This window comes from Candidatus Binatia bacterium (assembly GCA_036563615.1).
Classification (GTDB): Bacteria; Desulfobacterota; Binatia; order UBA12015; family UBA12015; genus DATCMB01.
Genome location: DATCMB010000014.1, coordinates 1 through 13,158 on the forward strand (window position 1 = coordinate 1; position 13,158 = coordinate 13,158).

The following is a 13,158-nucleotide window of genomic DNA, read 5'->3' on the forward strand; positions in this document are numbered from 1 at the left end:
AGACGTTCCGCCGGCTGAATGCGCCGGCGCTGCTGAAGGAGGTCTACCAGGGGAGCAAGTTTGTGGACGGAGTCGCGGAGAAGAAGGTCAACCGGAGGCTCGCCGCCTGACCTCGTTTACACACCTATTGACACGACCTCTCGCGCAGGCACTGATGGCTCTATGCGACCCGACGCGGCCTCGCCAACCGCGCTCGACGCGCGGGCCCTGGCCTGGGGCCTGGTCGCGGTCGCCGTCGCGGTGGTGCTCGGCGTGCTCGGCAGCGGCGGGCTGCGCTGGTTCGACGCCGCGCTCGCGGGCTACCTGCTCGGCACGCTGTTCGCGATCTTCGGCACCGTCTACCGCTACGCCGTCTGGCTGCAGCGGCCGCCGACCGCTCGGCTGCACCGGCAGAGCTGGCGCGCGTTCCGTGCCGGCGGCTTCGCGAGCGTCAAGCATCTCGCGAGCCTCGTCGTGACGAATCTCCTCGGGCAGACGTTCATCGCGCACCGCTCGCGCTTGCGCTGGATCGCGCACCAGCTCGTCTTCTGGGGCTGCGTGCTCGCCGCGGCGATCACCTTCCCGCTGGTCTTCGGCTGGCTGCACTTCGAGTCGGTGGGACAGGACGCGGCGCGCTACCGCGCGTTCGTCGGTCCGTGGGCGACGATCGACTTCGACGCGACGAGCGTCCTCGGCTGGCTCATGTTCCACGGCCTCGACGTCGCCGCGGTGCTCGTGCTGGCGGGCGTCTTTCTCTTCCTCGGACGCCGCGTGCGCGACCCGGGCGCGCTCGCCGTCGAGCGCTCGACGGACTTCCTCGCGCTCGCGGGTCTGTTCGCCGTCTCGGTGACGGGGCTCATGCTCACCGTGTCGACGCTGTGGATGGGCGGGCGCTTCTACGCCTTCCTCACCACGGTGCACGCGCTGACGGTGATCCTCGGGCTGATGTACATCCCGTTCGGCAAGCTGTTTCACATCTTCCAGCGGCCGGCGAACCTCGGCGTGCAGTTCTACAAGCGAGCCGCAGCGGCCGGCCCGCAGCAGCGCTGCACCGAGTGCGGCGACGCGTTCGCGTCGGCGATGCAGGTGCGGGACCTGAAGGAGGTCCTGCCGCAGGTCGGCTTCGACTACGCGCTCGAAGGCGGCGGCAGCTACCAGGACGTCTGCCCGGCCTGCCGCCGTCGTCTGGTGACGCTCGCGCAGAGCCGGCGCGTCGGAGGGTTTGGCTGATGGCCGAGCTGCCACGCGACGAGGCGGAGCTCGTCGCGCGCTACGGACCGCACCTCAACCGTCAGCCGCCCGGCGGCTGGACCGGCAGCCTCGAGATCGACCGCGAGGTGAAGACCCACTGCTGCTTCTGCGGCCAGCAGTGCGGCATCGTGCTCAAGGTCAAGGACGAGCGCGTGGTCGGCTTCGAGCCCTGGTACGACTTCCCGTTCAACGAAGGGAAGCTCTGCCCGAAGGGCGTCAAGCGCTATCTTCAGGGCAGCCACCCGGACCGCCTGCTCGGACCGCTCGAGCGCGACCCGACGAGCCCGACCGGCTTTCGCCCGGTGTCGTGGGACGCGGCGCTCGGGCGCACCGCGTCCGAGATCCGCCGCATCCAGGAGACGTACGGCAAGAACGCGTTCGCGATGCTCTCGGGCGTGTCGCTGAACAACGAGAAGTCGTACCTGGTCGGCAAGTTCGCGCGCCTCGCGCTCGGCACGGCGAACCTCGACTACAACGGACGCCTCTGCATGGTCTCGGCCGGCGCCGCGAACAAGATGGCGCTCGGCATCGATCGCGCGTCGAACCCGTGGAGCGACATCCGCCTCGCCGAGGTGGTGTTCATCGCCGGCGCGAACGTCGCCGAGTGCGCGCCGATCACGACGAGCTACGTCTGGCAGGCGCGCGACCGCGGCGCGAAGCTGATCGTTGCCGACCCGCGCGTGACGCCGCTCGCGCGCACCGCAGACGTCTTCCTCGGCCTGCGACCGGGAACGGACTCGGCGCTGCTCGGCGCGATCCTGCACGTGCTGATCGAGCGCGACTGGCTCGATCACGAGTTCATCGAGCGGCACACCGAGGGCTTCGCCGAGGCCGCCGAGGCGGTGCGCGACGCGACGCCCGCGTGGGCCGAGCGCATCACCGGCGTGCCGGCGAAGCGCATCGAGCAGGCGGCGGAGCTCTGGGGCACGGCGAAGACCGGCATGCTGCTGCACGCGCGCGGCATCGAGCACCACACCAAGGGCGTCGAGAACGTGCTCGCGTGCATCAACCTCGGGCTCGCGACCGGACGCTACGGCAAGCCCGGCTGCGGCGTCACGACGATCACCGGCCAGGGCAACGGCCAGGGCGGGCGCGAGCACGGCCACAAGTGCGACCAGCTTCCCGGCAATCGCGACATCACCAACCCCGAGCACCGCGCCTACGTCGCCTCGGTGTGGGGCTGCGACGTCGACGACATCCCCGGCAAGGGTCTCACCGCGCAGGAGATCGTCGACGCGATCCACGCCGGCGAGATCAAGGGGCTGCTGTCGATCTGCTTCAACCCGCTCGTCTCGCTGCCCGACACCACGTTCACGCGCGAGGCGCTCGAGAAGCTCGAGTTCTACGCGGCGATCGACTTCTTCCTCTCCGAGACCGCGCGCCACGCGGACGTCGTGCTCGCGGGCTCGCTGCACGAGGAGGACGAGGGCACGAGCACGAGCGTCGAGGGACGCGTGATCAAGATCAACGCGGCGACGAAGCCGCCGGGCGACGCGCGCCTCGACTGGCACATCCTGGTCGACCTCGCGCGTCGCCTCGGCAAGGAGCGCTACTTCCCCTACCGCTCGAGCGAGGAGATCTTCGAGGAGCTGCGCCGCGCCTCGCACGGCGGCACCGCGGACTACACCGGCATCACCTGGCAGCGCATCGTCGACGAGAAGGGCGTCTTCTGGCCGTGTCCCGAGGAGGGACACCCGGGCACGCCGCGGCTCTACGAGGGTGGGCGCTTCTACACGAAGAGCGGCCGCGCCAAGTTCCATCCCGTCGAGTATCGACCGCCCGCCGAGGTGGTCGACGACGAGTACCCCGTGTGGCTCACGACCGGCCGCGTCGTGAGCCAGTACCTGTCGGGCACGCAGACGCGGCGCATCGGCCCGCTCGTCGATCAATACCCCGAGCCGCTGTGCGAGATGCACCCGCGGCTCGCGGCGTCGCTCGGCGTCACGACCGGCGACCTCGTGCGCGTCCGCTCGCGACGCGGCGAGATGACGCTGCCGGCCGCGGTGGTCGAGACCATCCGCCCGGACACCGTGTTCATCCCCTACCACTGGCCGGGCGCGCAGGCGGCGAACCAGCTCACGCAGCGCGCGCTCGACCCGATCTCGAAGATCCCGGAGTTCAAGGTCTCGGCGGTGCGGGTCGAGCGCGTCGGGCCCGGACGTACGGTGCGCGACGAGCGCGACATGGCGCTGCACGGAACGCCGGGATGAGAGCGTCGCGGAGCGCCAGCGCATGACCATCCTCGCGAGCCCCGGCGAGAAGATCTTCGTCATCGACCAGAGCCGCTGCATCGGCTGCAAGGCGTGCGTGCAGGCGTGCGAGGAGTGCGGCACGCACCGCGGCCACTCGATGATCCACCTCGACTTCGTCGACCGTGGCGCGAGCACGCAGACCGTGCCGATGGTCTGCATGCACTGCGAGGACCCGACGTGCGCCGAGGTCTGCCCCGCCGACGCGATCAAGCAGAACGAGGACGGCGTCGTGCAGTCCTCGCTCAAGCCGCGCTGCATCGCGTGCTCGAACTGCGTGCTGGCCTGCCCGTTCGGCGTGCCGAAGCTGATGGTCGAGCTCAACCAGATGATGAAGTGCGACATGTGCTACGACCGCAGCTCGCAGGGGCTCGCGCCGATGTGCGCGTCGGTCTGTCCGAGCCAGGCGCTGTGGTTCGGCACGCGCGAGGACTTCGCGCGCACGCGACGCGGCGTGCTGGTCGACGAGTTCGTCTCCGGCCGGCAGCGCGTGCGCACCAAGGTGCTGACGGTCGCGAACGACGCGGGGCCGATCGACGTTCTCGGCGCCCGCGACGCGCGCACCTGGCACGACGATCCGTTCGGGCTCGACGAGCTCGCAGAGGGAGGAAGCGATGGCTGACGCGAGCGTCCCGAAGTGGCGCGCCGACTTCCCGTACACCTCGGACGGCGAGGACGAGGTGACGCGGCGCGAGTTCGCCCGCTATCTCGTGCTCGCCTCGGCGTCGTTCGCCGCGGCGAGCGTCGGGGTCGCGGCGTGGACGTCGCTGCGCACGATCAACCGCGGCGCGCCGCAGCCGATCGTCGCGGCGAGCCACGTGCCGCCGGGTGGCGCGTACCTCTTCCGCTACCCGACCGAGCTCGACCCGGCGATCCTGGTCCACCTGCCGGACGGCGAGCTGCGCGCCTTCAGCCAGAAGTGCACGCACCTCGGCTGCGTCGTCACCTACCGGCCGCGCGAGGGGCAGATGTTCTGCCCGTGCCACGACGGCGTGTTCGACGCGAAGAGCGGCATCGTGCTCGCCGGACCGCCGCAGCGTCCGCTCGGACGGATCGCGGTCGAGCTCCGTGCGGACGGCATGATCTGGGCCCTCGGAGAGGAGGCGCACGATGGCGCGTCCGCGTGAGGTCGCCTCCGCCGTCGGCATCTTCGTCGGCGTGCTGCTTTCTCTGCAGATCTTCCTCTTGACGGTCGGCCTGGACGCGCTGCACGCGCACGACACGCAGCTCGCGTGGACGTCGGCGCTGTTCTCCGTCCTGCTCGCGGCCGGCTCGGCCGGCTTCTACCGCTACCTGCAGCGATGAAGGGCCCGGATCCTGCGCCGCCGCGCCGCTCGGGACCGATCGGCGGCGAGATGGTGCACGTGCTGCACGGCATCGCGCACCGCTTCCAGCTCCCGACCTTGATGGCCCACCACTCGCGGCTGTGGATCCTCGGGCTGTTCTCGCTGATCAACGGGCTCGTCTCGATCGGCCTCATGGCGGCCGCGGCGGTCGCGACCGGCGCGCCGTTCGTCTTCCCCTCGCTCGGCCCGACGGCGTTCCTGCTGTTCTACACGCCGACGCAGCCCGCCTCCTCGCCGCGCAACACGCTCGGCGGCCACCTGATCGGGGTCCTCGCGGGCTACCTCGCGCTCGTCGTGTTCGGGCTCACGGACCGCGGCCCCGCGCTCGCGGACGGCGTCGACTGGGCGAACGTCGGCGCGGCGGCGCTGTCGCTCGGGCTCACGAACGGCGCCATGGTCTGGCTCAACGTGCCGCACCCGCCGGCCGGCGCGACGACGCTGATCGTCGCGCTCGGCATCCTGCGCGAGCCGTGGCAGCTCGCCGTGCTGATGCTCGCGGTCGTGCTGCTGGTCGTGCAGGGCTTCGTGATCAACCGGCTCGCGGGGATCGACTACCCGCTCTGGGCGCCGCGCCCGTCCGACGCGCCTGCACGGCCCGCTCCCGACCGGCGACGGCAGTCTGTGTGATCGGCTCGCGCTGCGCGCGCGCTTCCGCCCTCGTCGCTCGGAGGCGCGGCGGTCAGTGCGCCGGCGCGTCGGGCGTGATGCGCGTCCAGAGATCCGTGAACTCGATCGAGTCGAAGAAGGCGAGCACGCGCACGATGCGATCGTCGCGCATCTCGAGGTACCAGGTGTAGGTGTTGCGGTACGGCTTGCCGTCGCGCGCCGTGCCCTCGGCGTCGAACAGCGCGATCACCGTGTCGCCGTCCGCGTAGAGCTCGCGCACCGTCGGCACGAGCCGCTGCGCCATGCGCGCGTTGAAGGGCGCGATCACCTGGTCGAGAAATTCCTGCTTGCTGGCAAAGGTCCTCGAAACCGGCGTGTTGCCCACGATCGTCCACTGCGCGTCGGGCGCGAGCAGGTCGAAGACGCTGCCCGTCCCGTCGCGCCACCGCAAGAAGGCGGCGCGGACGGTCTCCCGGTTGCGGTCCTGCAAGGTCGTCGCTTCCGACATCGGCGTTCCTCCGGGGATGGCCGTCGCCGCGAGCAGCAGCGCAGTTCCGACGGCCTCCGCATGTTTATCATCGATTCGCTGCCGTTCGCGCGGCGCGGGGATGCCATCGCCGCGCTCTCAGGACTTCACGACCAGCGCGTAGCCCGCACGCTCGAGCGCGCGCTCGACCGCCGGCAGGACGCGCGGCGAGTCGTTGTGCGGGCTCACCGGCACCTCGGGGTAGGACTCCATCGCGGCGACGATCTCGTCCGCGCGCGACGCGAGCAGCGCGTCGCACTGCGCGTAGAGCCCGTCCGGGCCCTCCTCCACCGGGTTGTGCTGCGCGAGGACGTGGCGCAGCGTCGCGACGATCGTCGGCGTCGGCGTGGGCACGAGCAGCGACGCGATCCCGCCGTGGTCGAGCCGCAGGCGCGCCGCCATGGGCAGCGGCGTGCCGCCCGCGGCTTCCTGCGCCGCCGGCAGGAGCAGCTTCTCCTCGATCGCGATGTGGCGGAGAAGCCCGCGGCGAAATTCGGCGTAGGGCGCCATGTCGTACGGCTCGCCGCGCGCGGTCGCGGCGTCGAGCAACGCTTCGAGGCGCGCGTGGTCGGCGGTGAGGTGACGGGTGATGGCGTCGCTCGTCGTCACGGCCGCTCTCCGTCGGCATCGAACGCGACGGCGGCGCCGTCGGTGACGGGGTGCAGCTGCAGCTCCGGCTGCGCGGCGCGGGCGTCGATCCAGAGCCGCGTGCCCGCGAAGAGCGCGCCGGGGCGCGTCCCGGCGACGGCGAGCAGGCCCTGCGCGGCAAGCGGCGCTGGGAAGCACTCGGGCACGCCAACCGGCAGCCAGACGGGATCGCCCTGCACATCGACGTCGGTCGCGACCAGCGCGCGGGCGCACGCGCCGCCGCCCTGCGGCTCGACCTCGAGACCGAGCGCGAGCCCGATCTCGAGCTGCGTCGCGAGCGCCGCCGTCTCGTCCGGCGACGCGCCCGGCGCGACGTCCTCCGCGCGGACGTCGGTCCACGCGCACGCGCCGTCGCGGCAGATCCGCAGGCGCAGCCGGAGCTTCTCGGCGTCCGGATCGCCGCTGCCGAGCGGCGCACCGGGCGTGCGCCCCGCCCGCACCTTGTCGCGACAGACCGCGAACGAGGTGTGCGACGTCGCGTCCGCGCTCGCCGCCGCGACGAGGCACGGGATCGCGTCCGCCTCGCCGCCGACCGACGGCAGCGTCGCCCAGCGCGCCGCGGACGACGCGGGCACGTCGTGCAGCGCGCTCGCCGTCTCGCCCGCGGCGAGCGGATCGAGCACGAGACGCTCGCCGGGCTCGACGATCTCGCCCGCGTCCGCGTCGAACGGGCGCAGCGGCTGCGCCGGACCGCGGTCGTGGGCCTGGATCCACGGCGAGTCGCCCTGCAGCACCTGCGCGCCCAGCGCGATGCGCTCGAGCTGATCGGCGACGCTCTGCGCGCCGCCCATGCGCACCATGCCGTTGCGGGCGAGGAACGGAGCGAGGTTCGGGTCGGCCGTGTCCTCGACCTGCAGCCAGACGACCCGCCGCAGCGCGCGCGCCAGGTCCTCGCGCGACAGCTCGGCGCGGATCTTCTCGGGCAGCGTGTCCCACTGGATCTTCCACGACGACGCCATCGAGAACGCGGAGCGCGCGCGCAGGTCGCCGCGCAGCGTGAAGTGCGCCCAGTCGAGCGTGCCCTTCGCTTCGGGCAAAAGGTCGTCGAAGTTGCCGAGCACGGTGACCAGGAAGCGTCCGCGCAGCGCGGCGATCGTCGGCCAGCCGTGCGTCTCGACGCACGCGGCGAGGTCGGGATCGGGATCGGCGCCCTCGGGGTCGCAGAGCGCGAGCAGGTCGCGCGGCCGGAAGAGCCACGGTCCGAGGCTTTCCTCGAAGATCGCCTCGAGGTCGTCGACCGTGTGCTCGGCGTCGAAGCTCGGCCCTGTGAATTTTTTGAGCTCGACGATCACGTGCAGCGGCTCGTGGCGCGGCAGCGCGGCGTGAAAGAGGCGCAGCGGGCGCAGGCAGTCGCCGAGGTCGTCGCACAGGCTGTTGCCGGGGACGGTGTGGAAGACGCGGTAGCGTCGCGGGCGCTCGCCGTCAGGGTGGACGTCGATCTCGATCGCGCGCGCGTGATCGGCGAGGAGCTGGTCGAGCAGGCTCTCCTGCACGCCCGAGGCAAACGCGTCGTTCGCGTGCCCGCGGTCGACCCAGTAGGAGTTGTGCGTGCCGACGAGCCACGCCTCGTCGAGCCGCAGGTGATCGGCCGGACCGGGCGGGTCGGCCGGCGGCGTCGGCGCGCGGTCGGCGCAGGCGACGAGCGTCGCGCACGCGAGGGCGGCGCCGGCGAGAGCTCTGCGGAGGCGGCGCGCGAGCACGGCGGGACTGTGGCGCGCCGTGCTGCGGCGATCAAGCAGGCCGCGGAGCGCGACTCCCCGCCCTCGCCCTGCCGGCCACAGATCCGCGTCGCGCGCTCGACCACGCGCCGGCTCATGCTTCGTCCGGGTCCTCGCCCGCGTCGCCCACGTCGACGTCGATGCCGAGCGCTTCGCGCACCACGTCGCCCGGAAAGCCGCGCGCGAGCAGCAGGCGCGCGGCGCGCTGGCGCTCGCGCGGCGAGCCGCCGACGCCCTGGGGGAAGCGGCGCGCGAGCAGCGCGCGCGCGCGCTCGAGATCCGTCTCGCCGCTCGCCCGCGCCGCCTGCTCGACGATCTCGCGGGCGACGCCGCGGCGGCGCAGCGTCAACGCGACGCGACGGCTGCCGAAGTGCTTGCGCTCCGCGCCGCGCGCGACCGCGTCGGCGACCAGCGCGTCGTCGAGGTAGCCGCGCTCCTCGAGATGGGCGAGCGTCGCCGCGACCACGTCCTCGCCGTACCCACGGCGGCGCAGCGCCGCGTCGAGCTCGGCGCGGCTGCGCGGCTGGCGCGCGAGCATGCGCAGCGCCGAGCCCAGCGCCCGCTCGCGCGCGACGGCGGGCGACGGCGACGACGGCTCCCGCGGCGGGCGATTCGAACGCGCTCGGCGCACGAGACGTGCGGATAGCACAGGCGACGCGTGCGGGCGCGGAGCGAGCTCGCGTTCTGCGCGGCAGCCTACCGCGCTGTCCACGTCGCGCCGCGGTCGCTAAGAAGCGCGAACGACCTGGAGGGACGATGCAGACGAGACGCGGACGCTTCTTTCTCGGCATGGTCGCGGGCGCGCTGCTCGCGGGCGTGCTGCTCGTGGCCGGTCTGTGGGCGTTCGGCGGCGTCGTGGCGCCGCTGCTGATGGGACGCCCGAAGCTGCCGCCGACGCCGGAGGTCTCGGCCTCCGAGGCGTCGCGCCGTCAGCTCGCGAAGATCCAGCAGATGATCGACGCCGACACCCGCCTCGACTTCGAGCTCGCGGAGCGCGGCTTCATCGCGACCCGCAGCGATCCGCTGATCCGCAACGCCAAGGGCGACGTGGTCGTCGATCTGTCGTCGTACGGCTTCCTCGGCGAGAAGGCTCCGGAGACCGTCAACCCGAGCCTCTGGCGTCAAGCGCAGATCATCACCAAGCACGGCCTCTACAAGGTGACCGAGAAGATCTACCAGGTCCGCGGCTTCGACGTCTCGACGGTCACCTTCGTCGACGCCGGCAGCGGCTGGATCGTCATCGACCCGCTCACCTCGACCGAGACCGCGCGCGCGGCGCTCGACCTCGTCACCGAGCACGTGGGCAGGAAGCCCGTGCTCGCGGTCGTGTACTCGCACAGCCACGTCGACCACTACGGTGGCGTCGCCGGCGTGACGTCGCGCGAGGACGTCGCGGCGGGCCGCGTCAAGATCATCGCGCCGCAAGGGTTCACCGAGCACGCGGTGTCGGAGAACATCATCGCCGGCCCGGCGATGGCGCGGCGCGCGCGCTTCCAGTTCGGCTTCACGCTGCCGCGCGGCCCCGAGGGCGAGGTGACCTCGGGGCTCGGCCCGGCGGTGTCGCGCGGGACGATCTCGATGCTCGCGCCGACCGACGTCATCACCACCACCGGGCAGGAGATGCTGATCGGCGACGTGCGCATGGTCTTCCAGGTGACGCCCGGCACCGAGGCGCCGGCCGAGATGAACGCCTACTTCCCGGGGCTGCGGGCGCTGTTCATGGCGGAGAACGCGAACCTCACCATGCACAACCTGCTGCCCGCGCGCGGCGCACTGGTGCGCGACGCGAAAGCGTGGGCCGACTACTTGACGGAGTCGATCCGGCTCTACGGCGAGGACAGCGAGGTGATGTTCGCGGCGCACGGCATCCCGCGCTTCGGCCGCGACGAGATCGTCTCCTTCCTGCGCTCGCACCGCGACGCGTACAAGTTCCTGCACGACCAGACGGTGCGCCTGATGAACGCGGGGCTCACCGGCGTCGAGATCGCCGAGGTTCTCGAGCTGCCCGAGCCGCTCGCGCGCCAGTGGTTCAACCGCGGCTACTACGGGACGATGAACCACAACGCGAAGGCGGTCTACCAGCGCTACATGGGCTGGTACGACGCGAACCCCGCGAACCTGCACCCGCTGCCGCCGGAGCCGGCGGCGAAGCGCTACGTCGAGGCGATGGGCGGCGCCGAGGCGGTCCGCGAGCGCGCGCGAAAGGCCGCCGACGAGGGCGACTACCGCTGGGCCGCGATGCTGCTGAACCACGCGGTGTTCGCCGACCCGCAGGACCAGGCGGCGCGCGACGCGCTCGCCGACGTGTACACGCAGCTCGCCTACCAGGCCGAGGCCGGCACGTGGCGCAACATCTACTTGACGGGCGCGCAGGAGCTGCGCAGCGGCGTCGTGCAGCTGCCGCCCCCGAGCCTGAGCCCCGACGTCCTCGAGGCGACGCCGACCTCGATGCTGCTCGATCTCGCGGCGGTGCGCCTCGACCCCGAGAAGGCGCTCGCGAAGCCGCTGCGCCTGAACCTCGTCCTGACCGACGTCGACGAGCGCCACCTGATCACGGTCGAGAACGGCGTGCTCGTGCACGAGCAGGGCGTCGAGGAGCGCGAAGCGCCGACCGTGCGCATGCAGCGCATCGACATGCTGATGACGCTCTTTGCCGGCGTTCCGGTGAGCGTGCGGACGGCGTCGGGCAACATCGTCACCGAGGGCGACGCGGACGCCTGGCCGGCGCTGGTCGGGATGATCGACGCGCTCGACACCAACTTCCCGATCGTCACGCCGTGACCGCGGCGCGCCGGCCGGGACGGCGCAGGGCCGCCGGCGGGCGGCTCTGCGCTCGCGCCCGCCGGCAGCCCCTCGACGACGCCGCTCGTCAGCTACACGGGACGATCGGCGTGTTCAGCAGCATGCCGTTGAGCTCGACCTCGAGGATGTCCTCGAGCTCCTTCTGCACCGACTCGTACTCGTCCTCGAGATCGTACTCGAAGATGTCGCTGATGTTCTCGGCGAGCCAGTCGAGCGAGCTCTGGGCGATGCCGACGACATCGTCGACGAAGTCGTCGATGCCCCAGACGCTGATCTCGACCTTCACGTCCTGGATCTGGAAGTAGAGCGCGGGCGGCCCCGAAGGACACGCCTTGGCGGTGAGGAGGCCCGTCGCCGTCGCCTTCATCTTGTCGCTCACGAGCGGCGTCGTGTCGGAGACGCAGATGCCGGACTGGCAGAGCCGCCAGTAGGTCGGCGCCTCGAGCTTCGACACCTCCGCCTTGACCTCCGCGGCGATCGAGGTGCCGTCGACCAGGAACGGAATCGACGAGTCGGTGAACTTGAGCTTCTCGAGCCCCTTGACGCGCTTGACGTCGACCTCGGCGGAGCCGCTGAAGACCGACTTGCAGCCCTTGTAGCAAGCGTCGCGCTCGTCGCTGCACTTGTAGTTGCACGTGCACGTCTTGCCCCAGACGCAGCCGTAGCAGCACACGGCCTTGCACGCGTCGAGGCTCAGCTTGCAGCTCTCGTAGACGGCGTCGCAGGTGCCCTTGCAAACGGGATCCATCTCGCTCGTCGAGTACGAGCCCTTCGCGGAGAGGTAGCCGCAGAGCTCGATCGACGGGATGGTCGCCGGACACTTCGGCACGACCTCGAAGGTGAGGGTGTCGGCCGCGACGTCGTAGATCTCGTTCATGACCTCGGCGAGCGCGGCCTCGATGTCCTCGACGGTGTAGTCGTTCCACCGATCCGTCGGCTCGATCGGCTCGGTCGCGATGCGCCCGAGGTAGACCGTCAGGCCGGAGACCTTGCTGTCCGTCGCCTTTGCCTCGACGCCGACCACCGCGTACTCCCAGCTCGCGTCGATCAGCGCCGGATCGGGCGCGTAGGTGCCGCTCGACGAACCGTTGTAGACCCACGCGTTCGGCGAAACGACCAGGAAGTCGGGCGCGAACGGGTCGACGGTGTAGGTCGGCGTGCCGTAGCCGAGCCCGATGCCCTTCACCTCGTTGTCGCTGACCTTCATCTCGACGCCGGTCGCGACGTACGGCGCCTGCAGCTCGACGTACTTCTCCATGCTGCTGCAGTCGCCGGAGTCGATGATCTGCGTGGCGCCCGTCGCGAGGTCGCGGAACTTGCCGCGCAGGCACTTGAGGTCGCCGCTCTTGACGCGCGCACCGAGGCCGACGAGCACCCACGTCCCCGTGCTGCCGTCCTTGCCGTTGAAGCCGGGGGCGAAGACCCGCTGCTCGTAGCCGGAGTCCTTCGTGGTGACGTGGGTCGACGCGGTCCAGAGCAGCCTGTCGACGGTGATCGTTTCGGATGCGGCGGTCGTGCTCGTCGCCGCGACCTCGGTCACCGCCGGAAGCGCGTCGGATGGCGCGTCGGCCGGCAGCTCGAGGCTCTTGCGCAGCGCGATCAGAAGCGCCCCGCCGGTTCCCCAGGCGAGCCCCCTGCCCTCCACGAAGCTCAGGCGCTCACCGAAGTCCTCGTGGCGCTCGAGCCCGCGCACCAGGCTCCGCGTGTGGTGCATGCCCTCGAAGGTCGAGACGACACGGTCGGGGAGGTACGGCACGTAGACGCGCACGTCGAAGCAGGCCTTCGTCTGGCCGTCGAGCGTGGCGCCGGTCGGGCACCGGACGCGGGCGAGCTGCGACGCCGCCGGGATCTCGTGCTCCTCGAGCCAGGTGACGACCTGCGCCTCGACCGCCTCGGCGACGGGCACGACGTCCCCCTTCACGCCGAAGGTGAGCACGAGCGCGCCGAGCCGTCCGGTCGAGCCGTCGCGGATGATGGGAAGCCGCCGGCTCGCCAGCGTCCCTTGCACCTCGCTCGTCCGATCCGCGCAGGCG

12 protein-coding genes are annotated in these 13,158 nt (G+C 71.6%); 7 read left to right on the forward strand and 5 right to left on the reverse strand.

Translation table 11 applies throughout. The features are described 5' to 3' along the window. Window positions 1-162 precede the first annotated feature (162 nt). Genes VIS07_10520 through VIS07_10545 form a run of 6 tightly spaced genes read left to right on the forward strand, consistent with a single transcriptional unit; the run spans window position 163 to window position 5,452 of the window. The gene (locus tag VIS07_10520; protein HEY8515934.1) at window positions 163-1,209 is read left to right on the forward strand and encodes an MFS transporter; all 1,047 of its coding nucleotides are present in this window, start codon (window positions 163-165) and stop codon (window positions 1,207-1,209) included. Continuing rightward, the gene (locus VIS07_10525) at window positions 1,209-3,440 is read left to right on the forward strand and encodes a molybdopterin oxidoreductase family protein (GenBank protein ID HEY8515935.1); all 2,232 of its coding nucleotides are present in this window, start codon (window positions 1,209-1,211) and stop codon (window positions 3,438-3,440) included. Before VIS07_10520 ends, VIS07_10525 begins: the two co-directional genes overlap by 1 nt. Before the next feature lie 22 nt (window positions 3,441-3,462). Further along, window positions 3,463-4,101 (forward strand): 4Fe-4S dicluster domain-containing protein, encoded by a 639-nt coding sequence (locus tag VIS07_10530; GenBank protein ID HEY8515936.1) that lies wholly within the window; start codon window positions 3,463-3,465, stop codon window positions 4,099-4,101. Then, entirely contained in the window at window positions 4,094-4,606 is a 513-nt protein-coding gene (locus VIS07_10535; GenBank protein ID HEY8515937.1) for a Rieske (2Fe-2S) protein, read from the forward strand. Before VIS07_10530 ends, VIS07_10535 begins: the two co-directional genes overlap by 8 nt. Continuing rightward, window positions 4,590-4,784, forward strand: coding sequence for a hypothetical protein (locus VIS07_10540; protein HEY8515938.1), 195 nt, complete (start codon window positions 4,590-4,592; stop codon window positions 4,782-4,784). The genes VIS07_10535 and VIS07_10540 overlap by 17 nt, the downstream gene beginning before the upstream one ends. Further along, on the forward strand, window positions 4,781-5,452 hold the full coding sequence (locus tag VIS07_10545) for an HPP family protein (GenBank protein ID HEY8515939.1): 672 nt from the start codon (window positions 4,781-4,783) through the stop codon (window positions 5,450-5,452). Before VIS07_10540 ends, VIS07_10545 begins: the two co-directional genes overlap by 4 nt. A 52-nt stretch (window positions 5,453-5,504) precedes the next feature. Here VIS07_10545 and VIS07_10550 read toward each other — a convergent pair whose 3' ends face one another. From VIS07_10550 to VIS07_10565, 4 genes are all read right to left on the reverse strand, one after another. Next, on the reverse strand, window positions 5,505-5,939 hold the full coding sequence (locus VIS07_10550) for a nuclear transport factor 2 family protein (protein HEY8515940.1): 435 nt from the start codon (window positions 5,937-5,939) through the stop codon (window positions 5,505-5,507). A gap of 117 nt (window positions 5,940-6,056) precedes the next feature. Then, window positions 6,057-6,566: a hemerythrin domain-containing protein gene (locus VIS07_10555; GenBank protein HEY8515941.1), complete on the reverse strand. Its 510-nt coding sequence runs from the start codon at window positions 6,564-6,566 to the stop codon at window positions 6,057-6,059. Further along, entirely contained in the window at window positions 6,563-8,305 is a 1,743-nt protein-coding gene (locus VIS07_10560) for a hypothetical protein (protein HEY8515942.1), read from the reverse strand. Before VIS07_10560 ends, VIS07_10555 begins: the two co-directional genes overlap by 4 nt. Before the next feature lie 112 nt (window positions 8,306-8,417). Then, window positions 8,418-8,954 carry a regulatory protein RecX gene (locus VIS07_10565; GenBank protein HEY8515943.1) on the reverse strand — a complete coding sequence of 179 codons (537 nt, stop codon included), beginning with the start codon at window positions 8,952-8,954 and terminating at the stop codon, window positions 8,418-8,420. A 125-nt stretch (window positions 8,955-9,079) separates the two neighbouring features. Between VIS07_10565 and VIS07_10570 the strand changes: the two genes are divergently transcribed. Beyond that, window positions 9,080-11,104, forward strand: a complete 2,025-nt coding sequence (locus VIS07_10570) for an alkyl sulfatase dimerization domain-containing protein (GenBank protein HEY8515944.1) — start codon at window positions 9,080-9,082, stop codon at window positions 11,102-11,104. 88 nt (window positions 11,105-11,192) lie between these two features. Here VIS07_10570 and VIS07_10575 read toward each other — a convergent pair whose 3' ends face one another. Continuing rightward, the gene (locus tag VIS07_10575) at window positions 11,193-13,133 is read right to left on the reverse strand and encodes a hypothetical protein (protein ID HEY8515945.1); all 1,941 of its coding nucleotides are present in this window, start codon (window positions 13,131-13,133) and stop codon (window positions 11,193-11,195) included. Window positions 13,134-13,158 lie beyond the last annotated feature (25 nt).